General features: G+C 59.1%; 20 protein-coding genes. 11 read left to right on the top strand and 9 right to left on the bottom strand.

The features are described 5' to 3' along the window. Positions 1–242: 242 nt before the first annotated feature. The 3 genes from leuD to ACP2YP_RS33150 all read right to left on the bottom strand — a co-directional run bounded on the left by leuD (position 243) and on the right by ACP2YP_RS33150 (position 3,930). Positions 243–869, bottom strand: a complete 627-nt coding sequence (gene leuD, locus ACP2YP_RS33160; RefSeq protein WP_426420395.1) for a 3-isopropylmalate dehydratase small subunit — start codon at positions 867–869, stop codon at positions 243–245. Further along, a complete protein-coding gene (gene leuC, locus ACP2YP_RS33155) occupies positions 866–2,269 on the bottom strand; it encodes a 3-isopropylmalate dehydratase large subunit (RefSeq protein WP_426426342.1) in 1,404 nt (467 codons plus the stop codon). The genes leuD and leuC overlap by 4 nt, the downstream gene beginning before the upstream one ends. A gap of 197 nt (positions 2,270–2,466) precedes the next feature. Further along, the gene (locus tag ACP2YP_RS33150; RefSeq protein WP_426420394.1) at positions 2,467–3,930 is read right to left on the bottom strand and encodes an MFS transporter; all 1,464 of its coding nucleotides are present in this window, start codon (positions 3,928–3,930) and stop codon (positions 2,467–2,469) included. Positions 3,931–4,515: 585 nt separating this feature from the next. On the opposite strand from ACP2YP_RS33150, the gene ACP2YP_RS33145 reads away from it, so the two are divergent. The 7 genes from ACP2YP_RS33145 (at position 4,516) to ACP2YP_RS33115 (ending at position 11,497) form a co-directional block, all read left to right on the top strand. Then, a complete protein-coding gene (locus ACP2YP_RS33145; RefSeq protein WP_426420393.1) occupies positions 4,516–5,472 on the top strand; it encodes a hydroxymethylglutaryl-CoA lyase in 957 nt (318 codons plus the stop codon). Continuing rightward, a complete protein-coding gene (locus ACP2YP_RS33140; RefSeq protein ID WP_426420392.1) occupies positions 5,469–6,722 on the top strand; it encodes a CaiB/BaiF CoA transferase family protein in 1,254 nt (417 codons plus the stop codon). Before ACP2YP_RS33145 ends, ACP2YP_RS33140 begins: the two co-directional genes overlap by 4 nt. A 56-nt stretch (positions 6,723–6,778) precedes the next feature. Continuing rightward, complete coding sequence (locus tag ACP2YP_RS33135) at positions 6,779–7,435, top strand: YitT family protein (RefSeq protein ID WP_426420391.1); 657 nt, start codon at positions 6,779–6,781, stop codon at positions 7,433–7,435. A gap of 155 nt (positions 7,436–7,590) precedes the next feature. Then, a complete protein-coding gene (locus ACP2YP_RS33130) occupies positions 7,591–8,583 on the top strand; it encodes a LysR family transcriptional regulator (protein WP_426420390.1) in 993 nt (330 codons plus the stop codon). A 1,051-nt stretch (positions 8,584–9,634) separates the two neighbouring features. Next, positions 9,635–9,940: an HU family DNA-binding protein gene (locus ACP2YP_RS33125; protein WP_426420389.1), complete on the top strand. Its 306-nt coding sequence runs from the start codon at positions 9,635–9,637 to the stop codon at positions 9,938–9,940. Positions 9,941–10,439: 499 nt separating this feature from the next. Then, positions 10,440–10,880 carry a hypothetical protein gene (locus ACP2YP_RS33120; protein WP_426420388.1) on the top strand — a complete coding sequence of 147 codons (441 nt, stop codon included), beginning with the start codon at positions 10,440–10,442 and terminating at the stop codon, positions 10,878–10,880. 224 nt (positions 10,881–11,104) lie between these two features. Next, on the top strand, positions 11,105–11,497 hold the full coding sequence (locus tag ACP2YP_RS33115) for a hypothetical protein (RefSeq protein ID WP_426420387.1): 393 nt from the start codon (positions 11,105–11,107) through the stop codon (positions 11,495–11,497). Positions 11,498–12,412: 915 nt separating this feature from the next. Here the strand turns inward: ACP2YP_RS33115 and ACP2YP_RS33110 are convergent. The 3 genes from ACP2YP_RS33110 to ACP2YP_RS33100 all read right to left on the bottom strand — a co-directional run bounded on the left by ACP2YP_RS33110 (position 12,413) and on the right by ACP2YP_RS33100 (position 14,965). Beyond that, complete coding sequence (locus tag ACP2YP_RS33110; RefSeq protein ID WP_027544430.1) at positions 12,413–12,619, bottom strand: hypothetical protein; 207 nt, start codon at positions 12,617–12,619, stop codon at positions 12,413–12,415. Positions 12,620–12,976: 357 nt separating this feature from the next. After that, positions 12,977–13,195 (bottom strand): hypothetical protein, encoded by a 219-nt coding sequence (locus tag ACP2YP_RS33105; RefSeq protein WP_426420386.1) that lies wholly within the window; start codon positions 13,193–13,195, stop codon positions 12,977–12,979. Between the two features lie 513 nt (positions 13,196–13,708). Beyond that, complete coding sequence (locus tag ACP2YP_RS33100) at positions 13,709–14,965, bottom strand: right-handed parallel beta-helix repeat-containing protein (protein ID WP_426420385.1); 1,257 nt, start codon at positions 14,963–14,965, stop codon at positions 13,709–13,711. 619 nt (positions 14,966–15,584) lie between these two features. Here ACP2YP_RS33100 and ACP2YP_RS33095 point away from each other — a divergent pair. Further along, complete coding sequence (locus ACP2YP_RS33095) at positions 15,585–15,791, top strand: cold-shock protein (RefSeq protein WP_426420384.1); 207 nt, start codon at positions 15,585–15,587, stop codon at positions 15,789–15,791. A 409-nt stretch (positions 15,792–16,200) separates the two neighbouring features. Here the strand turns inward: ACP2YP_RS33095 and ACP2YP_RS33090 are convergent, their stop codons facing one another. Both ACP2YP_RS33090 and ACP2YP_RS33085 read right to left on the bottom strand, forming a co-directional pair. Further along, a complete protein-coding gene (locus tag ACP2YP_RS33090) occupies positions 16,201–17,532 on the bottom strand; it encodes a M16 family metallopeptidase (RefSeq protein ID WP_426426340.1) in 1,332 nt (443 codons plus the stop codon). 59 nt (positions 17,533–17,591) lie between these two features. Next, positions 17,592–18,986 carry a M16 family metallopeptidase gene (locus ACP2YP_RS33085; protein WP_426420383.1) on the bottom strand — a complete coding sequence of 465 codons (1,395 nt, stop codon included), beginning with the start codon at positions 18,984–18,986 and terminating at the stop codon, positions 17,592–17,594. A 1,026-nt stretch (positions 18,987–20,012) separates the two neighbouring features. Between ACP2YP_RS33085 and ACP2YP_RS33080 the strand changes: the two genes are divergently transcribed. The 3 genes from ACP2YP_RS33080 (at position 20,013) to ACP2YP_RS33070 (ending at position 25,701) form a co-directional block, all read left to right on the top strand. Next, complete coding sequence (locus tag ACP2YP_RS33080) at positions 20,013–22,082, top strand: prolyl oligopeptidase family serine peptidase (RefSeq protein ID WP_426426338.1); 2,070 nt, start codon at positions 20,013–20,015, stop codon at positions 22,080–22,082. Positions 22,083–23,425: 1,343 nt separating this feature from the next. After that, positions 23,426–23,998, top strand: coding sequence for a GNAT family N-acetyltransferase (locus ACP2YP_RS33075; protein WP_426420382.1), 573 nt, complete (start codon positions 23,426–23,428; stop codon positions 23,996–23,998). A gap of 1,178 nt (positions 23,999–25,176) precedes the next feature. After that, a complete protein-coding gene (locus ACP2YP_RS33070) occupies positions 25,177–25,701 on the top strand; it encodes a hypothetical protein (protein ID WP_426420381.1) in 525 nt (174 codons plus the stop codon). A 259-nt stretch (positions 25,702–25,960) separates the two neighbouring features. Here ACP2YP_RS33070 and ACP2YP_RS33065 read toward each other — a convergent pair whose 3' ends face one another. After that, positions 25,961–26,869, bottom strand: coding sequence for a LysR family transcriptional regulator (locus tag ACP2YP_RS33065; RefSeq protein ID WP_426420380.1), 909 nt, complete (start codon positions 26,867–26,869; stop codon positions 25,961–25,963). Positions 26,870–26,899: the final 30 nt, after the last annotated feature.

Here is a 26,899-nt window from a genome sequence, read left to right as displayed (position 1 = left end):
CGTGGAGGCGTGTGCCACGTTCATCGCCGATTGTGGATGAAGATCCGGGCCTAGTGCAGGGAGGAGCCCAAGAGGGCACCTGCCGCCATTTGCCACTACTCGGCTCGCTGGCGGCGCGCGAGTCGCTAATTGTCTCCCAAGGACTCGCGTTCGCTCACGGCGGTAATCACTTCAGCGTCATTTGAGACGGCGCATGCCGCCAGTTGACCGGTCCTTATTCGTTGCCGCCGTGAAAGAACGTTTCAACTTTGAGGGTCGAGCCACGGATGCGCTTCGACCAACTGGTTCTGGCATGCCCTGATATCTGGCAAGTACCGTGCTGTGAGAGCGAACTCATCCATACCGGTGACAATCATTTCCAGTCCCATCTCGTCAGCGCTGAATGATCCGATCGCGTCGTCGCCAATTCGAATGCAGCTTTCGATGAGGTCGATCGTTACTGAGAGCGGGGATCGATGCAGTGCTGCGACGAGCTTTGCGTAGCTCGTCGCATCGACGGCAGCAGGCAGAAGCTGGTTCTTGTACGCATTTTGCTCAAAAATATCAGCGAAGTTGCGCGCGATCACGGCGCGAAAGCCGTAATCCTGCAATGCCCATACAGCGACCTCTCGCGAGGAACCGCAGCCAAAATTCTCGCCTGCGACCAGTATAGGTGCCCCCGCAAATTGCGCATCATTGAGCACGAAGTCTTGCTTGGGGGCGCCATCGGAATCGTATCTGAATTCATAGAAGAGGATTTCACCCGAACGCTCCCGCCCATTTCCGCCGAGCCTCTTGAGAGGAGCAGCAGGGACGAGCGCGTCTGTGTCGACGTTGTCCCAGAGCAGCGGAACCACCAGACCCTGAATACGCGTGAGCCTTTCAGTCATGCAAAGCTCCTGATATCAGTAATCGAACCGGTGAGGGCGGCTGCGGCAACCATCGGCGGGCTCATTAAATGGGTGATCGAGCCAGGGCCCTGGCGGTTTTCAAAATTCCGGTTCGATGTGGACGCGCATCGCTTTCCTCGACCGACCACATCCGGTCCGAGTGACACACAGAGCGAGCATGCGGACTCGTGCCACTCGAATCCAGCGCTGCGGAAGATCTGGTCGAGCCCCTCGGCCTCGGCCTGCCGCTTCACGCTGGACGAGCCAGGGACAACCAGCGCGCGCACTGTCTGGGCGACCTTTCGCCCTTTGACAACGCGGGCGGCCGCTCGAAGGTCGGACAATCGCGCATTGGTGCAAGAGCCTATGAAGGCAACATCAATCGGCGTACCGACCATGGGCGAGCCGGGTTGAAGCTTGACGTAAGACAGCGCTCGTTCCCAGCGCGAGCGCTGGGCTGGGTTGCGCGCCTGATCCAACTGCGGAATGGACGCGTCTACCGCAATGGCATCCTCCGGACTGGTCCCCCAAGTTACCATCGGTGCGATCGAACTCGCATCAAGCGAGTACTCCTTGTCGTAGGGCGCCTCGTCGTCGCTAGCAAGCCTGCGCCAGGCAGCCACTGCGTCATCGAACGCTGCACCTTTCGGGGTTCTGGGTCGTCCCTCAAGATAGGAAAAGACCGCATCGTCCGGCGCGATCAGGCCAATTCGTGATCCGAACTCGATCGACAGGTTGCAGAGCGTCATCCGCTCTTCCACCGTCAAGCGACGAATTGCGCTTCCAGCGTATTCGACGGCGCAGCCGACGCCACCATCCGTCGAAAAACGGGAAATAATCGCGAGTGCAATGTCCTTTCCACTGACCAGAGGATTGAGAAGGCCATCAACAGTCACGCGCAGGCTTTTTGGACGGGGGAGCCATAGCGCCTGGTACGCGAGAGAGTGTGCAATTTCAGTGCTGCCGATGCCGAATGCAATGGCGCCAAGCGCGCCATTGGTACAGGTGTGACTGTCGCCGCAGACAGCCGTCATACCCGGCAGGATCGCGCCTTGCTCGGCCGCCACGACGTGCACGATTCCCTGCGAAGGATCGCCAAGCCCGAACAATTGAATACCGCGGCCGATCACCTCTCGTCGAAAGGACCGCACCGTGGGCGCCATCACCGGATAGGTCTCCTCGGTCCTGCCTGGGGCAGTCGCGACGGTATGATCGATGACGGCCAGGGTGCGGCCGGTTTCTGCGACGGGCAGGTTGCGCTCACGAAGCAGCTCGAAAGCCGGGAGCGACGTCATATCATGGAGAAGGACGCGATCGACCGTCAGCAAGTCTCTCGTCCCACGGCTGGTGGCCGTGTGAGAGTCCCAAACTTTTTCGAAGAGTGTTCGTGCCGTCCTCATCGGAAACTTACCCTGCGTGCTTTCCAAGCGCTTGCCCAACTCCATCCGGTTCTCGCCGGCTTTCAAGCGAGCGAGCCTCTGGCCATGTGAGGCCGGCGTCGAAAGCCCTGCCAAGCACGCAGCCGTTCGTACACGATGTGTCGACACAGGTGCCCGTGCCTCCTGTAGCCATAGCCGTTACGCTCACCACAACGCACCTAACCCGAGATCTGCTCTAGCGACTTGTTCTTCGTCGCGGGGCCAAAGACAGCAATGACAATCATCACGATGGCCATTGCACCGACAATAGCAACGAATACCCCCGTGATGCCGTAGTCTCGCAAAAGGAAGGCAATGAGAAAACCGGAGAACATGGCGCTCAGACGGCTGGCGGAATAGACCACGCTCGCCGCTCGGGCGCGAATGCGGGTTGGAAACACCTCATTCTGGTAGGTGTGGAAGCAGAGCGACATCATCGAGTTGCTGAGGTTGATCAAAACACCGAGCATGATCAGTAATGCGGGCCCGGAGGCCTGCGAGAACGCCAGCCCAAAGATCGAAATCGACCCCGCGGCTGCCACGATGAGCCATTTTCGCTCGATGCGATCGGCAACCAGCATTCCGAGCAGTGGCCCAACGGGGCTCGCGACTGCAATAACGGAGGTATAGAGCAAGCTCTTCGTGACGACGATACCCTTGGCAAGCAAGAGTGTCGGTACCCAATTTGTGAAGCCGTAGTAACCGATCGCCTGAAACAGGTTGAACACGAGCAGAACCAGCACGAGCGATCGACTGGAGCCTGTGAGCAGTTCAAGGAACTGCACTTTGGGCGTCGGGGCGACGTTGCGGACCGGTGCCGGATCGGACAGTGCACGTCCAGTGTCGCGGGCAACCTGCTGCTCGATGTGCTCAACCACCCTGAGCGCGTCTTCCTTTCGGCCACGCTGGGCCAGCCACCTGGGACTTTCCGGAAGGCTCGCACGCAGGAAGCACACGACAATTGCACCCGTCGAGCCGATCAGCACGATCCAGCGCCAGCCCTCCAGCCCGAAATAGCTCGTCGGAACCAACCAGGCCGACAGCAGGGCCGCAATCGGCGAACCCGTGAACATGATCGCCTGGTTGAGCGCAATTGCCTTGCCACGCATGTGCCCTGGGACGAGTTCGATGATAAAAGTCGTAACAGTGATGATCTCGACGCCGATACCGATCCCTGCCAGGAAACGCCAGATCAGCAACCCTTCGGGAGACGTCTGGAAGGCCATCACAACAGACGCGACGGAGTACCACACGACGGACCACGTGAAGGCGGCTCGTCTGCCGAATCGATCGGTCAACCGACCGCAGAAGAAGGTCCCTACGAACAGACCGGCAAAGGTCGCAGCAATCAGGCCGGCAATTCCGGTATATCCGAAGAACGTCGTCGTCGTCGTGGTGAGGAGGCCGGAGCTCGTTAGACCCGGCGCAATGTAGCCGGTGTAGATGAGGTCATAGTACTCGAACCAGCCACCGAGAGAGACGAGAACAATGAGCTTCCAGAGATAGCGGCTCGCCGGCAGCCGATCGAGCCGTGCCGCGACTTCGGCGGCCGCCATCTCGGTCGACGGGCTGCGGACCTCGCCGCTGGTCGCACCCGTCATCGAAGTGCCCAGAGTACCGACTGCTACGTCGGTGACATTCACTATACTCATTTCCTCCCCTCCTGATTTATTGTTTGTGCGGTCCAAAGTACGTGCCGGACGGCCATCTATGGTCGTGGCTCAAGGCGATGACGACGATCGCGCGATCCAGGCGCGGCGCATCCATTGCTTTCATGCTGATTTCGAAGAAATCCGGCGGCCAAGCCAGAAGGCCCGCACCCATTCGGCGGTGCGGAACTAAGCCGCATCATCTGTCCTCCCGTTGTTGGTCTGCCGCTTCGTGTGAGGAGCGAACATTTTCCGGCTGGTCGACCGTCAGCCTTCAAAAGGATTGTCGCGCCCGATCGATCTGCACCAGTACAACTTAGCGATAGGGGCAATCTCGAAACCAGAACGGTCCCGTGCTGCCGAGGGAAGAGGCGCCGTGTTGGCGCGGCGGGCTGCCAAAGCGGCCGGAAAGACCAAAGGAGGATCATCCAATACGGATGGTCGAATAGCCTGACCACCGCCCCTCGCCAACAACAATCTAATTCCCAGAAGGACCCAATCTCCAAATTGTATTTGTCAGATGGCTGGCCGACATTCCACGTTCGGAGACTATCAAGAATAATCCGGGAGGCGAGGGCAATGGACCTGCCGAAGCGCGTCGTCATCAGCGAAGAGGGGCCGCGCGAGGGGTTTCAGATCGAGAAGGGCCCGATCGAGACAGCCGACAAGATTGCGCTCATCGATGCGCTTTCGGAGTGTGGCCTCTCACGCATCCAGGTGGGCTCTTTCGTCAATGCCAAGCACGTGCCTGGGTGGGCGGATGCCGAGGCTGTGTTCGAGGGCTTCAAGCCGCGCGCGGGAATCGAATATTCGGCCGTATGGTTCAACGGGGCGGGGCTCCAGCGCGCACTCGCGTTCAAGGAGAAATTGCGACTCGAGGGGTTTATCTCGCTGAGTGCATCTGAGCCCTTTGCGATCAGAAACCTCAACCGCGACCGCGCTGGCCAAATTGAAGCTATGACGGAGTACGTACGAGTCCATCGCGATGCAGGCCTGCCAGTCGGGAAGATCATCGTGATGGCGGCGTTCGGATGCAACTTTGCCGGCGACATCTCCACGGCAATGGTGGTCGAGACGGTCGCCGATGCGCTTGCAATCGCATGCGATGCCGGAGTCGAGATCCACGATGTCACCCTTGCGGACTCGATGGGTTGGGCTACGCCGATACGCGTTGCCTTTGCAGTGGGAGCGGTTCGCGACCGCTGGCCGAAGCTCAAGGTCGCCCTCCACCTCCACGATACACGCGGGCAGGGAATCGCCTGCGCTTACGAGGGACTGCGCGTGGGAGTGACGAGCTTCGACACAGCGGTAGGCGGGTTGGGAGGCTGTCCCTTCGCTGGCCAGCCGGGAGCGCCGGGCAACATTGCCACCGAAGAACTCGCTCTGCTTTGCGAGGAGATGGGAATTTCGACCGGGCTCGATGTGCCGGCCCTCATCGAGGTGGGTCGACTGGCGGAACGGATTGTCGGGCACAGCCTGCCGAGTGCGGCCCTCCGTTCGGGCACTCTCGCCTCATTCAGAAGGAACACCGTATGACGACAAGCTCGCCGACGCCTCTTGCAGGTCTGAGGGTTCTCGATTTTGGCCATACCATCATGGGGCCATGCGCAGGTGTCTTGTTCGCTGACCTCGGCGCAGACGTCATCAAGGTCGAACCGGTCGACGGCGATCCAACCCGGAGGCTGCCGGGGTTCGCGGCAGGGTTCTTCGCGACTTACAACCGCAACAAGCGCTCGATCGCCGTTGACCTGAAGCGCCCGGAGGGGCAGGCCGTCGTACATCGACTTGTCAAAGATGCGGATATCGTGCTCGAGAATTTCGGCCCCGGCACGATCGAGCGGCTGAATTGCGGATGGGAGGATCTACGAAAGATCAATCCCCGTCTCGTCTATCTTTCCATGAAGGGCTTTCTGAAAGGACCTTACGAAAATCGGGGTGCGCTTGATGAAGTCGTCCAGATGCAGTCGGGGCTGGCGTACATGACCGGGCCGCCGGGGCGCCCCCTCAGGGCAGGGGCTCCGGTTATCGATATTCTCGGTGGCGTGTTCGGGGTCACCGCAGCACTCGCGGCACTTCGCGAGCGGGATCAGACCGGCAAGGGCCAGAAGGTCACAAGTTCTCTGTTCGAGAGTGCGACCTTTATGCTCGGCTCCATGATCGTCGGAAGTGCTGTGCTTGGGGCGCCGATGCCGCCGATGCCGGCCCGGAAAAATGCCTGGGGCATATACGACGTCTTTACTGCGAGCGACGGCGGTCAGGTCTTCATCGGCTGCACGTCGGACGGTCACTGGCAGCGGTTCTGCGAACAGTTCGGGTTCGATGAGTGGCGCGACGACGAGCGGCTCGCAAGCAATGCAAAACGTTGCGAGGCGCGAGATTGGATCCTTCCCAAGCTCGAACAGCGGCTCGCAAAGCTTCCACTGTCAGAAATTCTCGAGACGTGCGAGGCCGCACGGGTGGCGTACTCCCGCGTCGGCAGGCCTGATGAACTCTCGACCGATCCGCATCTGCTCGCTCATGGCGGACTGCTTTCTACTGCGGTGTCGGGTTTCGGGGGCGGTCCCGAAGTCGGGATTCCGGCACTGCCGCTTGAATTCGGCGAGGCGCGGGAAAGATTGGGTCTTCACCGTCAACCGCCGCGCGTCGGTGAGCACACCGACGAGGTGCTGTTCGCGGTCGGCTATTTGGAGCGCGAGATCGCAAGCTTGCGGTCGTCAGGCGTTCTCGCAATACAAAGTGTGGAACAGCTCAATGCTCCCCAACTAGCCCAAGCCGGCCAACGTTGACGCTGCCAGCACTCGTGGGTAGCCCTGAAAGTCAGCTCAAACGGAGCTCAACCCTGGTGAATGCCGGCGGCGAGACATTGGCCGATGCCAGGCGCACAGCTGGCACCGAACTCCGTTCCGTTGTGCCACATACGCGCTGGGAAGACTTACAAGCGTTGCTGACTGGCTCGCTGTTTACGGCGCTGGCCATTACGCTCTTCAAGCAGGCGGGTTTGCTGACCGGTGGGACTGCAGGTTTGGCCGTCATCATCTACTACCTTGCTCATTGGCCGCTGGGTCTCCTGCTGTTCGTTATCAATCTGCCATTCTACATTTTCGCTTGGCTCGCGCTTGGGCGGCAGTTCGCATTTCGCACCTTTGCTGCGACCAGCATCGTCGGTGTCTTCGTGGAATGTTTGCCACATGTCATCGCCATTGCGTCAATCAACGCGGTCTTTGCTACTGTCATGGCGGGACAATGCGCCGGTGTCGGCATTCTGATCCTCATCCGTCATGGTGCGAGCCTCGGCGGTCTCACGGTTCTGGGCCTGTACTTGCAACAACGACGTGGATTCCGCGCTGGGTGGGTGCAGCTATGCGGCGACTGCCTGATTTTGGCTCTCGGGCTCTTTGTCGCGACACCTGAGAAGGTCGCACTCTCCATACTCGGCGCCGCGTCGCTCAACGCCGTAATCGCCATCAACCATCGTAGCGGTCGCTATTTCGGAACGTGATCTCGAGCAAGCGCAGGCGCTCCTGCGTTGAACTGGAGCCATAGACTTGGAGGCGTCTAAGAATTATACGTTCCATGTAGGAGCTATCGATATTTTAGATGTTGGCCGAGGCCGGCCGCCACCGGCCGCGCACATATTTGGAGCGCAGGATCCATATGACGCTCAGTCTCAGGCAACTGCGCTACTTCGTGGCGATTGCAGACGCCGGCGCGTTCGCACGTGCAGCAGAAGCACTCAACATCGCGCAGTCGGCGCTAAGCCATCATGTTTCGGAGATCGAGACCGAGCTCGGCGTAAGCCTGTTGGATCGGCGGCCGCGAGGGATCGTTCTGACCCCGGCCGGGCGCAGGTTGTATGAGCACGCGGGCGCTATTCTTTCTGCGATGACGAAGGCGGAGATCGACGTCAAGACATTCACGGAGGTGGCTACCGGGCCGGTCGCAATCGGCCTCAGCCATACCGCGGCTGCTGTCAGCGCCCTGTCGATCATGCAAGCCGTAGGGACGGCTTGTCCCAACGTCCATCTGACGATTAGCGAAGGGCTGAGCCCGCATTTAACCGAGCGGGTGCTTTCGGGCGCCCTCGACTTTGCTCTTGTGTTCAATCCGTCGAGCGATGCGCGATTGCAACGCGAGGCCCTCTTGGAAGAAGAACTGTTTCTCATCGGCCGACCTGAGATCATCGGGCGTTCGAACGCGCCGATTGCCTTTGTTGATATACCTCAGGGCGCGGTGCTCGGACTTACGCCGCCGACGTCGCGCGCGATCATTCAAACGCAAATTCTCCGTAATCAGATCAAGCCAAGCTCGAAGCTTGAAGTCGATTCGCTGAACATTATGCGCACAGCGCTCGAGGCCGGTCTCGGGTGCGCCATCTTGGCAAGGTCAACTGTGGGAAGCGATCTGTTGAGAAGCGCCGTTCATGCGCGGAGGATTGCTCAACCTACTCTGACGCGGGAGCTCAGCCTGATTTCGCTCGCTGAGCACCCTCAAACCAGAGCCTTCGTGGAGGTGAGGGAGGTGTTGAAACAAGCTGTGCTTCAGGATGCGAAAGCCGGTCGGTGGCCAGCCGAGATGCTGGACAAGGCGAAGAAGAAAAGGGCCGCGCAGGATCACTCAGTCAAGCAGGCAAAGTCTGCAGAAGAGTAATGGCTGTGACGAACGCGCAGCGTGATAGCAGAATTCGCGACGCCGCCTGGACCTCTACGCGAATCAAAATCATCCACTGTCGACAGATTTTCCGAGTGCAGCACTACAAATGGCGCACACACAGATGATTCAGCGCCGAGACCTGCTGCCAGTGCCACCATCACTCCTATCGCATGCGATGCACACTTGACGGCGGTACTATGACGCGCGCCCCCGAACATCGGGCCGCCATTGCGTCCGGAAAGCCCTTCAGTGTCTCAATTGTAGTTGACTGAATAGAAGGCAGCATTTTGCAGATATCAGGACGAAGTGAATCCGCAAAAGCGGTCTATAAATCGCATGAAATGCGACGCGTCGCAACATTGCTAATTTGGTCTTTCGTGCTAGAAGCCCCGCTCAACAAACGAGTGGAGATTTCCAATGGCGAAGAAAGTGAAGAAGGTAGTCCGCCGCGAGTACACGAAGGCGGACGTCAAAAAACTTCGCGCGCACTCCAAGGCTAGGGTGCCCGTAGCGAAGATCGCGAAGTCTATGAAAAGGACGGAAGGTTCTCTCCGTCAAAAGGCAATCAAGCTCGGTATCTCTCTAGGGCATCGCCGGTAGGAGAGAGGGGATCAGCTTTGTGCTTCTGTCCCGACGCTACCAGTACTCGCGGGCCCTGAGTTCCTTCGGAGGTGACCTGTCAGCGCGAGCGTTACGAAGTCTGAATTAGAATGAGGCTCGCTCTGTCATCGCGAATGAAGCTAATGCGATCATTACTCGTCTGCGAGAACCGAGATGGACTGGCTCTGATTGCTGCATTGACTAGCTCGGCCGATTTCAAAACATTGACCTGCATACCGAATAGGGCATGCGCCGTCCACCTGTGACCAGTGAGCGAGTGCTGGAAACAAAGATCGTTGTGTTTTTGCTTCCGATAGGTTTTAAGCTGGTCGACTTCATCGCCTGGTGAACGAACCAATTTCGTGTAGTTTTGCCGTGTTCGCGCAAGAGCAATAGAGCCGGCGATACGCCACGCACTGTATCGTTCCGCGCTACAAAGGAATTCATCGTGACCAAGATGACCAAAAATCAGCTCATTGACGCAATTGCTCAAGGAACGCAAGTTTCCAAAGGTGACGTAAAGGCCGTCATCGAGCAGTTGGCGACCGTCGGCTACAATCAGTTGAACGAGTCTGGCGAGTTCGTCATCCCGGGCTTCGTCAAGATGTCGGTCGTGAACAAGCCTGCTACCGAAGCCCGCAGCGGAGTTAATCCTTTCACGAAGGAGCCGATGGAATTCGCAGCCAAGCCAGCCAGCAAGTCGGTCAAGGCGTCGCCGCTCAAGGTTGCTAAAGACGCAGTCGCGACATCATGAGGTCCGCTACCGTGAATCGCGCTACGTGACGTTGGTGCGAGGGCGGATGGCGGACCGAGCTTGCCACTGCCGGCGTAGGGATGCCGTAAGAAGCTCACCGGCCAATAGCTGGCTGTCAGCCGAGTGAGTGCTGACCCGCCTGGCAGGGCGCCGCCAGTTGGGAAACGCAGTCCGGGACGACGGTCACGACCAGACGTGCGGATCGTTGGCGAAGACGAAGCGGATCTCGCTCCTCTTGCCGCCTGTCGAGGCGCTGGCGAGGCATGGCCGTCGGCGGCAGACGTCAAAATCGTTGCGATCGGTAACGCCATAAGTAAAACCAAGCCCTAATCGACGCCGCGGCGCGAATTGGTGCGATCCGAACGTTGGTTTCAGCGAGCCCGAGGAAAGAGGCCATTCATTGCGGCGATGTGACGATCGTGGCCTTTGCGCTTCCGGCCGTAGAACTGCGCCTCAACGGAAACTAAGCCGGAAAACGGCCGCAGCCTTGGTGTGGCGGATGGTGCCTCGTAGCCGTTCTGATGCTGCTGCCGAACGATATGTCGATGATGATGATGGTTATCATGATGGCGGCGGCGTCGGATCGGCAGCTCCATCATCGTTTGGTATCGGCGGCAACCGGCAGCCGCCTGGACTCATGCCGACGTTGATGATCGGCGCCGATCGGCCGGCGGTTCCTGACGTCTTGAGGCAACGGCCGGTCATCGGCAGCATTGCCATGGGAGGACTCGGCACTGCGCGGAACAAGACGGCGGCCCATACGGCGTTAGAACCGGATGTGGCCCGGACGTGGTCTGCGCCCCAGTCGGTGAGTTGCATTCGGTATGGCTCCTCGGACTATGCAGGTATCGTCGAGGGGCCGTTGCAGCTCGCGATCGCGAGGCGTAGTTTGGGTTTCGGCCAGTCTATTTATACCAGCATAGCCCGCCCATTATTCTAGTTTATGGTCATTCAGGTGGTCATTCTTGCTCGGATGCGCAGGGTGGTTGACGAGATCTGCGAGTATGTGTCCCGGTACGACAGCGGCGGCCGGACCAATGTCGCCTCAAAAGCCCTGGAAGCACCCACCGGGGGAGAGACGTCGACCGACTGTGTACGGCAGGTTCGCCGCGAAGCGCTCTCGAGGGCGCCGACGATGTGGCGATAGTCACAAGAGGGCGCAGCGTGAACTTCCAGGTCACGGTTCTTAAGATCCTGGTGAGCTATCCGGACGGGTTTGCCGTGATGGCGGACTTGAAGCGCGACATGGCGATCCTGGCGACCAGCGGTAGCGATTGGGCCGAACGCACCCGACGACTGGGTTCGCTTGTGCCCGAGCTTAACATCTTCTCGCAAGCCTTGATTGAACGTATCAACGGCGGGTGGCGCATAACGGAAAAGGGACGCGCCGTCTTGGAGTTCATGGAAGCGCGCCCCAGTCGCCCGGAGCCCGCAAAAGATCCGCCCGAGTGCTCCATCCCCGCGGCCCCGCTGCCAGTGCTCGCGCGCTCAGGTCGGCGCGGGCGGCGGCAGCGCCGCCGCTCCGACCATGTGCGAAGAAGCGCGAACGCTTCCTGACCCGCTCGCACAAACGGGACGTTCCACCGGCCCGCAGCTTCAGAGCAGTAGGCGTCAGCCCGCGCCGATAATCCAGTCTACTCGCTTGGTCCCGCTGGTTTTGAGGGCGTGCTCTAGAGACTCCATAGCAGGGCGAGCAAAAGACGACCACGATCAGGAAACTTGCGCATTTGCATCACCATTGAAGCGCGGCCCTGAAAATGCGCCCCAGAAAAAACGCAGCTGGGTTTTCTCGGATTACACAACCGGACAATCCACAAATCTGTTGGGTTAGAGACAAACCGCTCTCGTGTTTGCGCTAGATCAATTCAACCTCCCCGGGAGCCGGTACAGTTTTGCACATGCCGAAACCGCTCGCCGACTGAGCTGTTGCGGCTGCGTGGCTTGGGAGGTCCGGACACCTCCTTGCCACGCTCCTCGCGAAAGGGTGGGAGAAGTGCAAGACCCAGTCAGAAACCAAAACTGCCGTCCTCAAATCTTCCTTGTTGATGAGTCGAGCGCGCGCACGAACGCAGCAGCGCAAGTGGCCGCAACTGACGCATGGCTTGAGGCATGGCTTGCCCGCTTCCTGCAGGTCCTCAGACAACTTGGAAAGCGAGGCTCCGCCTAACGCAAACCGGTCCGACCTCCCAGAGAGATGGAAGCACGTTGTCGCGCAATCCGCGCTGTTTGCGCCAAACCTTCGGCTTTAGGGTACATTGACCGGTGGCATGGATGCGGTTGGGCGCGGCACGAAACCAATCTTATGCTGGCTGCGCGCCGCCAGCATAATCACAAAGGTCACAAAGAGAATTAGCAGGCCGCGCATCTAAAAAAGGCTCCAATATCGGTAGCCGATATATGAATTTGCTGACGTGAGTGCCATAGCGGCGCTCCTGCGCGCGTAGGCCGTCGCCATCGACACGGCCGTACCGGCTAGGAGGCCGATATCATCGGCCTGGGGCTCTCGAACACCATGGGAAAAATCGACGCTCGCAAGCTTTCGAGCGCGCACTCTTCCTCCGACAGGCGTCTGCAGACGTACTGCCGGTCGTGTTCGGTGAGCTTGGTCTTCAGCAGTCTTCGGTGGCGCTGGATGGCGCTCAGATGTGTGCGCATCCGAGCCAAATTGTCGTCCATCATGGCCGTCATCCTTCCAATGCTCGTCGATGATGCTTTTCAGTTGCTTGATCGGCCTGAACTTCCGATCAATTCAAGAAGGTCGGGCGGCTCAAGCGAAACAACCGAGAGCGAGAGCGCTTGGTTTCGCGCTCGACAACTAGTTGAGCCCCAATTCCGTGCTCAGCCGGTCTCACATGCGTCCCGGACGCATGCCGCTTGATCCAGTCGCGTTCAACCGCCAATGTCAGGCCCGTTCGGAAGCCGCCGCCGGTGCGGCTGGCATCGCAAAGGAACTGGCCATCGTTGGGCTCGATGCCGCCAGCGATCGCTTGCGTGCCGCGGCTTCCGGATCAGCGAAGGGGTGGCCTGCACCGAAGTTCATCCAGCTTCGCCCGGACCTGAAAAGATCGATGCGGGCGGCGCGGTACGCGGAATCGGCAGCGGACGCTCCGTCGGGCGTGGCGCCCGCGCCAGATTTCCGCCCTTCACGTCATAGCTGCCGGCCAGCTTCAGCAACCGCTGCCTGGTGAACGGATCGGCCCGCTCGGCGAGATCACGCGCCTGCTGCGCCAGTGTTCTGTAGAATTCATGCCCCATAACGCACTCTTACTGGCCGCCCGGGATCCATGGGCGTGGCGTCAAGCCGTCGCTCCGGAAGACTGCTGATCCAAATTACTCATGCCAGCCCTCTCAAATCTGGGATATTCCTTTATTTGCGCCGCAAGAAGCTAAATGTCCCGCATTCACGATGGAAAAATGCGTTCTTTGGTTGCAACAGCAGGAATAGGGCGCCGCATCCGAAAGTCTTTTTGCGTTAGCCCATTGAAGCAGCGCGGCACAGCAAGAGCTGCTTTCGGCGACACAAGCCGGGCATTTTGTTTTTGAACCGATCGCAGCTGCCGATGAGGTCTCAATCAGTTCGGAGAATATCGTGTTTCGTGGACGGAGACTTGGGCGAGCAGGAGGCTGAGCTAGACCCGCCAAAGCTTCGAGGTAGTTGCGCACTCGCAAAAAAATCGATGCGTCCCGGAGTGAGGATCGACTGGCCTGAAGCTCAAGGCGCTCTTTGAACTCGCGCGGTCGCAGCTTCGTTGGATCCTATCGGAAAATTCAAATGTGGCCGGGACCTGCGTTGGCGGTGACCAATGCCGGGACATCATCCGCCTGGAAGGGACGATGAATAGCCGCCTTCGGAAGAGCGCCAAAAGATCTAACGACGCTTTCTTCCAACCGGAATCCATTGATCCGCGGCGCGGGCCTCGCGATGTTGCCCGCACACATGCGTCCAAGCATGGCTAGGCAGAGGTCTTGCATTTCTCGATTTACGCCTCCCAGCGCGCCAAAGACATGCCCACTCTCGGCCCTGATCGGGGTTTCAATGTTGTCGAAGTAGTTGCCCTCAATCAGGCCTTGAACAGATGGTCCAGCATCCAGGGCGTGGAAGAAACCATTGCGTTGCAGCAGCTCGGTGTTGTGAAAGTAGTTGTTCACCAGGTGAATGACCGACCGTAGACCGTCAATGTGCGGAGCCCGTCCGGAGACCTCATGGAAGTAGTTGTTGGCAACCGTGATCGACTGAGGACTGCCAAGAAAAAGGAGGTTCCAGTAATGCGCTCCGTTGCAATAAGAGGAGTAGTTATCCCTGCCATCAAAATCGTTCCACGAGACCGTGATATTCGTCGTCGCCCCAAGGCCGCCGGCAATCATCTGGCGCCCGATGTTATGAAAACGGTTATGATCGATCCAGACCCGGTTCGCTCGCGAAATCGCAATCGCATCGCCCGCGAAGACAATGCCGGGATTGATGTCACTGATGGTCAGGTTGCGGACAATGACGTTGCTCACACCATTCAGTCGCAGTCCCTTGCCCCTGATTGTAGCGTTTGATCGGACGCCAATCACGGTCTTGTTTGATCCGACCTCCAAGGGATGCTTGCCCGCTCTATCGAAGCTGACCTCCATTTTGAGCTTGCCGTCGCAGTGTGTATCGAGCCCATCCAAGAGGAGAAGCGTTTCACCCTTGTAGGGCGTCTGACAGGTGTTGCTGTATTGGCAGCCCGGACCCTCGCCGCGCCCTTCCGTTCCTGTGAAGTCTATGGTCCCGACGATTTGGACAACGCGCGGACTATCGTCATTGCAGATTCCAGAGCTATACGACCGACACAATTGATAAGTCAGATCTTTGAGTGAGCTGACCTGAACCACTTCGCCTCCCAGGCCGCCCGTGGTTCCAGCACCAAACCCCTGTACGCTGTCCCATCGCGGATTGCTCGCAGCGATAGCACCGGAGATCCCCACAATGCCGGCGAGTCCAGCGAGCATTCCCAATAACTGTTTCAGCTGGCACACCGCTTGCCTCGTAGACATCGACTCTCCATCGGCAAATGAAAGAAACGTTGAAACGACCCATCGTCTGATCCAACGGCCAGCCACGCGGATCGAGCCTCCGTGGCATTGTTTGCATCCCGGCTCGACGGTGCCGATCCTGGGAGCTATCTAAATGCACCAGCCTAGCATGCCACAAGAAGAATCTGGAACGTAGCGCACACGTTCCGTGGTCTGGCGGTGGATGGCCCATTCCCATAAGATTAAAGTCTGCCAATGATTGAGCGGCTCGCCCGGCCCGCAGAGATCTGCTGGTCAATTGGACCGCTGCCAACGTCAGTCGCAACGAACTTCAACATCACTTGGATAAGCCGATCCAGCGAGTCTCGTGATGTGATCTGCACGGGACAGATGAGTACAGGAGAGAGCGGCCGAAGTCATCGCCCTCGGTATTTTGTCGTACCAGTGTTGTCGGGTTGAAGACATTCGCTGTGTGGCACTCAAGAACGACAGACAAAGAATCTCGCGAATTCGCGCCAAACACACGGTCTTCTACACCTATCCACAGCGCGTCGGGAGCGGCACGCGAGTTGCTGAGGTGAGCAATGCGGCTGCTGGATCGCAGCGCGCGATTCAGTGTCGTTTTTAGGGAGCAAAGACCGTGGCGACTGGAACCGTGAGATGGTTCAACCCGACTAAAGGCTACGGCTACATCGCGCCGGACGATGGCGGCCGTGACGTGTTTGTTCATATCTCTGCGGTGCAGAAGGCTAGCTTGGTCCTACTCCCACAAGGAGACAAGATCAGTTATGAACCAAAGATCGGCCGCTCGGGGAAAATATCAGCCGAAAACCTCCGCCTCATCTAGCTTCTGCTTTGGCAAGCGGGGGCTGAGGTCAGGGGCCATATTGGCGTGCGCATTGTGCTTTCATGACTTGGTTTCACTTTTCCAAAGTAAGGCTCTGGCGACGCTCATTCCACAGGGATATCGATCATCGTTTTCGAACTAAAAGGCTGGCTCCCAGCCGGCGGCAACACAGTTGCCAGTTGGGAAGCTTCGCCAGCAGATATCGCTCGACGGCTTTGTTCTTTGTCCGGCCGCGCTTGAGGCGCAGGCGAAGCCGAGTCAGCATGTCGGGTTGGCGATGGCAATATCGCGGGACTACCCGGAGCAGGGTGTACCAGCGTGGGCGCCGAGAATTACCAAGAATATATATCAATAACGCGGCGTCACTGAGGTTGATGGCCGGAACAAGCCCAGCCATCAAGTGCGCCAATCACTCTGACTTCGGCGCCGGAGCGGCGGCAGGCAGTGCCGCGGCTTGCGGTGCGCGGCCGACAATGACGGTGAGGAGGCCCTGGCCCCACAGCCGCTTGGCAGCTGCCTTGGCGTCGTCCAGCGTGACCGCATCGACAATGGCGTTGCGCTTCTCGATATAATCGATCGGCAGCTGATCATGCTGATATTGCAGCAGCGCATGAGCCAGCTTGGAGGAGGTGTCGAGCGCCAGCATCTGCGAGCCCTTGAGGTAGGACTTGGCCTCGTCAAGCTCCTTTTGCGTCGGGCCCTCCTCGGCGATGCGGCGTACCTCCTTCTCGATGGCGTCGATGGTGTCGCCGGCGCGGTCGGCGCGCGTGCCGGTATTACCGATGAACAGCGCCGAATGCTCCATCCAGTGCAGCGATTCCGACACCGAATAGGCCAGACCCTGCTTCTCGCGGACTTCATGATAGAGCCGGGAGGACAATCCGGCGCCGCCGAGGAGGTGGTTGACGACATAGGCCGCCATGAATTGCGGATCGTCGCGCTTGAAACTGGGACCACCGAAGGTGATCACGGTCTGCGGCACGTCAAGCGGCACGAAGGCGCGCTGCGGCGGCTTTGCGGCCTCGACGTCGGGGACCGGCGTCAGCGCGGCCTTGGCAGGCAAGCTCCCGAACGTGTGGTCGAGCAGCTTGCCGAGGGTGACCGGATCGACGTCGCCGACCACTGCAATCTTCAGCGTGTCCTTGGCGAGGATGCGGCCGACATAATCCTTCATGTCGGCAACCGTGATGGTCGGCACGCTCTCCAGCGTGCCGTTGGTCTGCCGGCCATAGGGATGATCGCCGAAGGTCATCTCCAGGAATTTGCGGCTCGCGAGCGAGGTCGGATTGGTGGTGTCGCGGCGCAGCCCCGAGATGACCTGCGAGCGGATGCGCTCGACATCGGCCGCGTCGAAATGCGGCGAGGTCAGTGCGGACCGCAACAGGTCGAAGGCCTCGTCCTTGTTGTCGCGCAGCATGCGCAGGCTACCCTGGAACCTGTCGTGGGTGGCACGGAAGCGCAGCTCGATGGCGCGGCGATCAAGACGTTCATGGAAGGTCTTGGAGTCGAGATCGCCGGAGCCTTCGTCGAGGAGATCGCCGACGAGATTGGCGACGCCCGGCTTGTCCTTGGGATCCTGGGACGAGCCGCCGGCGAATGAATATTCCATCGCGATCAGCGGCACGGTCGCGTCCTGGACGAACCAGGCCTCCATGCCGCCGGGCGAGACCAGGCGCTGGATCTTTGCGGCGGCCTTGGAGGGCAAAACCGGAGCCAAAGCGAGCTCTGCGCCGGCGGCCATCGACTGGACGATGCGTCGGGCGTGATGGAGGGGATGGATCACGAACGTTTCTCCTCGCGCTAGGTGGTAGTCTTGGCGTTAGTCTTGGCGGTAGCGGTGCCCTTGATCAGATAGCCCGTGACCGAGCGCTTCTTATCGAGCCATTTTTGCGCAGCCGCACGGACCTGTTCGTCGGTCACGCCGCGAATTCGGTCCGGCCAGCTTCGGATTTCCTTGATCGAGAGCCCGGTGCTCAGCGCGCCCCCATACCAATGCGCTAGCGCCACCTGGTTGTCCTGGGCGTAGATCGCTGCTGCAATGAGCTGCGTCTTGACCCGCTCGAGGTCCTCGGCGGGGATCGGGTTCTGCACGATGCCGGCGATGACGCCGTCGATCACCTGCTCGACCTCGGCAAAGCCCACGCCGGTTTTCGGCGAGGCCGAGACCGAGAACTGGGTCGGATCGAGCGAGATGCCCGAATAGCCGGCACCGGCGGAGACCGCGAGCGGCTTGTCGACGACGAGGGCGCGGTAAAGGTAGGAGTTGCTGCCGCTGCCCATCAAATGCGCGAGCACGGCGAGCGCCCCGCTCTCCCCGGGAGCGACCGTGGTCGCCGAGGGCACTAGGTAGAAACGGTGCAGGACGGGCTGCTCGACGCGCGGGTCGGATAGCGTGACAGTGCGCGGGGCTGCCGGTTCCGGCTCTTGCGGGCGAACGCGCTGCACCGGGATCGCGGGCTGGGTCGGGATGGGACCGAAATTGCGTTCGACCAGCGAGCGGACTTCGAGGAGTTCGACGTCGCCGGCGATTACGACGATCGCGTTGTTCGGCGAATAAAAGCGGCGATAGAAGGCGAGCGCGTCCTCGCGGCCGAGCTTCTCAATTTCCTGATGCCAGCCGATCGCCGGCCGGCCATAAGGATGATTGAGATAGAGCGCCGTCATGATCTGTTCGCTCAAACGCTCATTGGGACTGTTGGCGACGCGCATGTTGTACTCTTCGAGCACGACGTCGCGCTCGGGCAGTACGTTTTCGTCCTTGAGGATGAGGGCGTTCATACGATCGGCCTCGAACTCCATCACCATCGGCAGTTGCTCGCGCGGGACGCGCTGAAAGTAGCTGGTGTAATCAAGTGAGGTGAAAGCGTTTTCGTTGCCGCCGACGCGAAACACGATCTTGGAAAATTCGCCGATCGGGTGCTTTTCTGTGCCCTTGAACATCAGATGCTCGAGAAAGTGGGCAAGCCCGGATTTGCCGGGCGCCTCGTCGGCAGAGCCGACCTTGTACCAGATCATCTCCGTGACCACGGGCGTGCGATGATCCGGGATCACCACGACCTGAAGCCCGTTGCTGAGCGTGAAGCTGGCGGGCGGCGCCGACGTGAGCGTCGTCTGGGCAAATGCGCCGCCGCTAGAAAGACTGCAACTCGTGAGCAGTGCAGCAAGAAAACAAGCCGCCGATCGGTATGAGGACATTGAGACTCGTGTAAACATCCGAACCAAAAGATCACAGGAGAAAGCACGATAGAGCGCTCGGCATTTGGCTCTATTATTGCCATCGACATAGTTCGTCGGCTGCTGGATCGGCATAGCTGTTCAAAAGCTCCATTTCGGTTCGTCAGGAATGAGGATGAGTGATGAACAAATTTCATCTCTCGGTGGCTCTATACTCTCGATCATCCAATCGAGAGTCGTTGCGTTTCGGCAGGACCCTATCGGTCCAACGCGATGCGCATTTCCCAAAGCATTAGCCGTGCCAAGAAGTAAGCTTCGCAAATACAAAGAGCAGCTCGAACAAACGATGTTGCGTCTCCGACATAGTCGTATATCGGACAATGCCAATCTTCATTGCAAAATGGTTCAGGAAGTGAACGCCTTTCAGACCCACCACCGCGTTCACAAATAGAGCGCGAGACTGATGGTGCAGGTCGAACTCTGACGCAAGTCAATTGCGGTCGCACGGCGCCCAATCGTGGTAAGTAAGCCGCGCTATCGGACTCTCGCGCTAGTGATCCGGTGTTACGTTTGCGGATGTGTCGCCCTCTACGTCATGTGATGCGCTCATCTTTTGTTGTATGGACTAGGCGCAGGTGCGCAGCAGAACTCTTTGACGGACGTGTCGCGAAGATTGTTGTTCTGGAAGAGCGCGCGAGCCTGCACCGTAGAAGTCATTGACCAGCAACGGCGTAGTGTTATCGGGTTCAATTACGAATGTCGGTAGTTGCGGCGCGGAATGCCGCGCGCGTCACGTTTTTGTGCACACATCCATTTGCAGCCTACGTGCTTGGGGCGGCTATTCTCGTGGCTTCCTAGCCGAAATCTCTCCACTGCATGCGTGTGCGGCGTTCACTTCGAAAGAATGAACTTGAATCGCATGCCGCGTTAGGTTGTAGGCTTCGTTCTCGACCAAACCACGTCATCCAAACCTCGATCACGTATCGAAAGTGCGCGCCAACGCCAGCCTGGGAGTGAACGGTGTCTAAAGCAAGCTCGCCGACAAAGTTGCAAGCTGGAACGCCAACGCTCTCCGCTCCCGATGATGATCCGCATCTCTGGCTGGAAGAGATAGAGGGCCGGCGCGCGCTAAACTTTGTCGAGCGGCAGAACAGCAAAACGTTGCGAGCTTTTGGCGGAGCGGCCTTCGAGCGGGATCGCGACGCGCTGGCGTCGATCTACGATCGGCCGGACAATATTCCCTATATCGCGCGGCGTGGTGGCTATCTCTACAATGTCTGGAAGGACGCCAGCAACCTACGTGGCCTCTGGCGACGGACCACGCTAGATGAATTTCGCAAGCCGAATCCTTCCTGGGAAATCTTGCTCGATATCGACCAGCTCGCGGCAAAGGAAGGCGAGGACTGGCTTCTGAACTCGACGGCTTCACTGCCAGGAGATCATCCGCGAATCATTGTAAGCCTGTCGCGCGGCGGCAGCGATGCCGTCGTCCTGCGCGAATTCGACCTCAATGCGAAAAGCTTTGTGGCCGACGGCTTCACCCTGCCGGAAGCGAAGAGTGGCGCCACATGGGTAGATCCCGATACGCTGCTGTTGTCCAGCGCGCATGGCAACGGCATGGCAACTACATCGGGCTATCCGAGGACCGCGCGATTGTGGCGCCGCGGTGAGCCTGTGGAGCGCGCGGCCGTGGTGTTCGAGACCACACCCGACCGATTGGGCGCCTCTTGCAGAGTCGATCGAACCGGAAAAGCGTCGCGGGCTTGGTTCGTCAATCAGCTGGATTTCTTCAACTCTGAGGTCTGGCTCGGAACCGAATATGGCGCGAACGTGAAGCTCGATCTTCCCTCCGACATCTGGCTCCAAGCGCACCGGGACTGGTTGATCGTCAAATTGCGCTCGGCATGGAGGATTGCCGGCGTCACCCACGCGCCCGACACCGCGCTTGGCATATCGCTGTCGGCCTTTCTCGCCGGCGATCGCAACTTCACGGTCATTTTCGCGCCGCGCCCGCGCCGCGCGCTGCAGGGATTTTTCTGGGCCAACGGCAAGCTCGTGCTTTCCATCCTTGACGAGTTGCGCCCTTCATTCCAGACTTGGACACCCTCGTCCGCCGGCTGGAGCCATGAGGAGCTACGCGGCCTTCCCGGCATCGGCGCCGTCGACGTTTGGCCCCTCGATTGCGATCGGTCCGAAAGCAACGGCGACCTGCTCGCCTGTGCCCAGGATCCGCTCACGTCGCCTTCGCTGATGCTGATCGAACGGAGTGTCTCGAGCCCAATCGTGCTGAAGCACGCCCCAAAGACGTTTAGCCCCGAGGGCCTTGTGGTCACGCAGCACGAGGCCATCTCGATCGATGGTGAGCGGATTCCATATGTACAGACCGGTCCTGCCGCGGAGAGTGGCAAGGCGCCGGTCCATATGAGCGGTTACGGCGGCTTCGGACTTTCCATGAGGCCGCACTACAATTCGGCCCTCGGCAAGCTCTGGTTGGAGCGTGGTGGCACCACCGTACAGGCGAACCTGCGCGGCGGGGGCGAGTTCGGCACACATTGGCACGACGCCGGACGGCTTGCCGGCAAGAAACTGTCGCATGATGACTTCGCGGCTGTGGCCGCCGATCTGGTGCGCCGCGGCGTGACTCAGCCGAGGCGGATAGCCGCCGAAAGTGGGTCCAACGGCGGCATCCTCATCAGCAACATGCTCACGCGCTATCCCGAGCAGTTCGGCGCATTGTTTTGCACGATTCCTCTGATCGACATGCGTCGCTACACAAAGCTCCTTGCGGGGGCGAGCTGGATCGCGGAATTTGGTGATCCCGACAACCCTGCGGAGTGGGAATGGCTCAAGACGTATTCCGCCTATCATGCGGCAAGACTGGGTCAAAACTATCCGCCGATCCTGATTGCTACCACGCGGCGGGATGATCGGGTTCATCCAGGGCACGCCCGCAAGATGGTCGCGAAACTGCAGGTGATGGGCTACGAAGCCTATTTCTACGAGGCAGCCGCGGGCGGCCACGGCTATGGCAGGGACAACAAGGAGCATGCCAGCTTTCGGGTGCTTGGTTTCCGGTTCCTGAAGAGCAAGATCGGCTGGTTGGACGACGAGGCCTAAGCGAGCTTCGCCCTTGACCTATGGCGAGTGCTGATCGAGCGGGACTGAAATCTTGGGCACAGACGAGGAGTGCCGTCACTGCTCCAGGCTCTGGCGAAGGTGAGAGCGCCGTGACAGTGGCGGACGTAGTCGAGAGCGATCGCCGAAATGACCGCGGCAAGGACATGCTTCGCAGTTTAGGCCTCGAGGAGGGGGCCGAGGTGGATTGGCCGGGCCGGCCAAAAGCACGGCGTCGCCCACAGAACGCCTTCGCAGCATTTTGGCTCCACGCGCCGCGTACTGCTTTTCGACAATCCGAACAAGAGTGCGAAAGCGGACAGTCGGCATCATCGCCGAGCTTGCGCATGCGTGTGTGCTTCTGGTCGGCAAGTTCGCCGCTGAACTTCCCGAGATCGTCGGGCGCAACGCCGCCGCGGCCCTCACTGTGGCACGTCACAGCTGGTCGTCCTCGACGAGGTTCGATGAGCGGCTTCGAGCAAGGAATGAGTTCAACCGGAGCACTGGATCGATGAGATGGCCCAAAATGGTGTCTCGATCAGGCTCCCTCGGCACCTTCTTCAGCTTCTCCCAAATTCGAGGGATGTCTGCGACCGCCGAGGATGAACTTGTTTGAGGTACGATCAATACAGTTGCTCTGGTCGCAGACACGTCCGTTGTCGCAGGCGATGATGCTGGCACGCGCAACAAACGATCCGTTCGTCGCAAATTTAAGAAAGCTGGTTTTTCAACCACGAGCAAAAAGAGTGCGTCTTCGACTCGCGCCGTAGTTCATTCTCTGAGACTATTGGTGCCCAACCGGTTCGTTCATAGCGGTGGACCGAGAGATCGAATGATGCCTTCGACGAACTCGACAACTCCGATCCACCCGGCACGATGCGACATGGGCGTCGTGGGACACCTCTACAAACGATTATTTGGAGCCGCATTAAACAGCCGCGGGCCCGCTCGCATGGAGCAAAATGCGACCTGCGTCAATCGGTCGCCAGTCTGATCGAGCTCATCCAGTTCGCCAAGCAAACCAGGATTCCACGGAACGACTCATAGGGTCGCCCCTCGGGATGCAGAATGTGTTTGGTGGCCCTGTCGTTGCGTTGGTCAAACAACGCTTTGGCGTGAGGCCGGATGCGATCGGAAGCTCGCCAGAACAGTGAGAAAGCCGGTTTCGACTAAGTCTCGAGCCAGCATCGTCAGCTAAAGGCAGGGCGAAGATCTAGCGACCTCTCAATGGTGTGAACAACGGCGTCATTGGACCTTCAATTTGTTAGAATATCTACTTTGGGTTGCGGGCTGCGGCAGCTTTCGTCTCCGTTGCTGCTGCTGAACCGCGTGGTGGAGGATGTGACATGGTGACGACGTGCGAGGTATCCGTCAATGATGCTGCAACGGTGACTCAGATGGTCAGTGCTCTGCTTGCCGAACTTGGGGCCGGTCACGTGCAGACCGGAGTAGACACTCAACTGGTTGCCGACCTGCTGGCCATGAAAGAGCGCATCTCGGGGTTTCTTGCTTTTACGGAGGAACGCCCTGTCGGCCTCATCATGCTATCGGAAAGTGCCGCCCTCTTTGCGCGCGGAACCTACGGCATTATCACGGAGCTCTACGTCGTGCCGGATCAGCGCTCATCTGGTGTTGCGATGGCGCTCATCGACGCAGCCGTTACCCTCGGGACGACAAAAGGCTGGGGCCAACTTGAAGTCGGGGCACCAAGGCAGCCGATGTGGAGCCGCAGTCCCAACTCAGCATTGTACTTGAAGCTCGGCTTCTCAGAGATTGGCCCGCGCCTCAAATTGCCGTTGCACTGCCTCGCTGGCCCGCGAGAGCAGGGTAGTCCTGCGGCTCCATCTGGGCCAGACTCTCGGCGGCGGCGCACACCGCGACGCCGTATCCCGAAGTCATCCGATGCAAAGGTTGCATAAATTTTGCGTAGCACATTCGGTGGATTGTGGCGGCTATGCCGCGCCACCAGGCGAGGTTGATCTCTCACGGGGAGGGCGGACATGCGCATTGGCGTTTTACCCGACCAGATAGAGCATATGCCTAGCTAAGCCCCTCGCGGTCTTTTAATTGAAGTCTGCAAACGTGGAGGGCCTCGGCGGAGCCATCCTCAAAGGGCCAGAACTCCGACGGCGACTTCTGTCTCTGACAACTCCACTACGGATTGGGGAAGACAGCCCATACACCGGTACAGTCCGGCAAAGGGAGTCTCGTTCCCGGGCCGTGATCAAAGGCCTCGTTGGTAGATGATTGCCGATAGTTCGCATTCATATAGACAGCTGTTCGACCTCTCCTAGCCGATCAATCATGTTGCCACATTGCGTTCTTCCTCGGGCGTCCGATCCTTCAAATGAAATGCACACCCTGAAGACGAGATCGGATGGGAGTTAACGTTTGCCCTACGCACAAGTGGGCCCCACAACCAAGTCACCCCCATCGTCGCGATGAAATTAGGCTCAAGACCAGGTTTGGAGCCTGCGTTTTTCCGTTCAGGATGCAGCATTTGTGCGTGATACCGGTTCTTGCGCAAAAAAGCGTTGAACGATCGGACCACTAACGCGGAGCGCTGGAAGGGTAATCCCAAATCTCTTCTGCATGCGATTCTCGGGCCAAAGCGCAAGCGGAAAGCTGCATTTGACTGTCCGGGAAAATAACAGCATCTCGCGACAACGGGCTAAACTCGTGCCCCCGTGCAGGGCACGATTGGATTATCTAAATATCGGATAGCGAGTATAGAGCCTCGATGTCCGTTCGCTCTTGAACAGCTCCGAACCGTTTTGCGGCGAAGAAGCGCCGAAAGCAGACAGGCGCTCCCAATAACGCTTGTGCAAGGAGATCGCTGGAGCTCGACGAGAGCGATCTTGCCAAGATGGCAACTCCTTTTGGCGCTCTTTGGATCGCAACTTCGAATCGTTCAGTTTCAAGGAAGTATGGATATCTGGGCCTCACCGCGCCGGCTTGTTAATGCGCCTCATGGGATGAAACCAAGCGATCAGACAAAGTTGCGCAAGAATGCGCGTTCGGCGCCGGGAGCTCTTGACCATCGCCCTTTATCGCGTCACGAGAAAAACCGACGCGGATGAGAATGGCAGGCTGAGGGATGACGAATGTGATTGATCAAGTGAGCAGCTTGGAACCACCCTCTGTCTTGCACAAGTCGTCAAGACGTTTTGCGTCGGTCTTCGCGCTCGTCGCGGTATCCATCGGCCTGTGCGCCGGAGCAGCCTATTATTGGATCAGTGTCGAAGAATTTTTCGAGAAGCCGTCGGCTCGTGAAGTCGTCCCAACGACAGGCCTGTCACCTGAAGACAGGGAGGCACTTTTGGAAATTCGGTCCGAGCAGCAGAAGGCAAGTGATCAAATTGGAGAGATCAATCGTAATATCGGTGCGCAGCAGGACGATTTGAAACGCATGGCGGATCAGATCGAGGCGCTGACATCGAGAATTGAGTTGTTGCAGAAACCGGCCGTCCCTGCCCCCGTTCTTCTCGCGCCTTCTTCTCCCCCGCCGTCCCATCCCGTTTCGAGCCCGGCCAAGCGAGCCGTCCAACCCGCTAAGCCAGAAGGGCCGGTCTCGGTCGGGGGCGCGCCACTGATCTCCGAACCGAGCACGAACCAGCGTTGATGATCAGGCGATGGCGTTCCCATAAACGGTGTCGTTTTTCGGCGAAACGAAGACTGGCTGCGGGACGTTGGCCGACGAAATGGAGATCGAGGTCGGCCGGATAGACAACGAAAATCCTACCCGGCTCAAGCACGGCAGCCAAATAATCCAATCAGACTACGGCCCACGCGGATGCGTACGTCTGAAGTCGGTGGCTCGATAGATCGTGGATCGCCACGTGCTGTGGTTGATAAAGCTGCGCGTTCAAGTTTAGGCGAACTCATGCGATGCGGGACGCCTCCTGCACAAAAATGTTCCGCATCCAAATGCTCGCCGGATCAGCGTTGTGAAGAGCAGGCCATTGGACGGCCTCGGTGAACGCAAAGGCCGGCAACGGAGCTTGGATCGTTCGCAAGGGCATTGTGTTCTCGAAATGCTTGAACAACCTCGATGGCATTGACGCTATACGATCAGTCCCCAATATCAGCGGGGGAATCAGGCTAAAGCCCGGCACACCGACCTCAACGCGGATCTTGAGATCGTGCTCGACCAAGAGCCATTCATCGAACGAAGGTCTGATCGTCGGCCCGAATCTGGCCGCAACCTGTCCAATCGACAGGGAACTCTCTAATGTAAGCGGCTCAGCTAGCTGCTTGTTCATACGGCAGCCGACGTACACGCATCTTTCGTCAAACAGCGGCATTTTGGGATGCGTGCGCGACATGAACAATTCCGGACAGACTAGGAAGTCAATCTCGCCACGCCGGAGAAGCTGATCGGGGTCCTCTTCGGGTGGCAGCAAGTCGAAGGAGATGGCGGGAGCTTCCTGCGCGACGCGGTCCACGACCTTTCGAAGAAACACGGTCATCATGAAATCTGACAGGATGATCCTGAAGCGACGAGTCGACTGCGCCGGCTTAAATCCGTCGGGGGAGATAATGGAGAGTTGGATGTGCGACAGAGCCTCCCGAACCGGGGCAGCAAGCGCTTCGGCTCGCGGCGTGGGCACAAGCTTGCGGCCCATCATCGTAAAGAGCTCATCGCGGAAATAGGCGCGCAACCGGGCCACGGCCGCGCTCATGGCCGGCTGACTCAGGTTGATTCGCCGCGCCGCCGCGGTGAGGTTCGGCTCCGTCATGAGAGCGTCGAACGCGACGAGAAGATTCAGATCAAGGCCGTTGAAACGCATGGCGCGAATTTATCCATCGTGTGGATGTGC

This window comes from Bradyrhizobium genosp. A, assembly GCF_049949275.1.
Lineage (GTDB): Bacteria > Pseudomonadota > Alphaproteobacteria > Rhizobiales > Xanthobacteraceae > Bradyrhizobium.
Note: the sequence above shows the minus strand (reverse complement) of the source record. Positions and strands in the feature narration are given on the sequence as shown.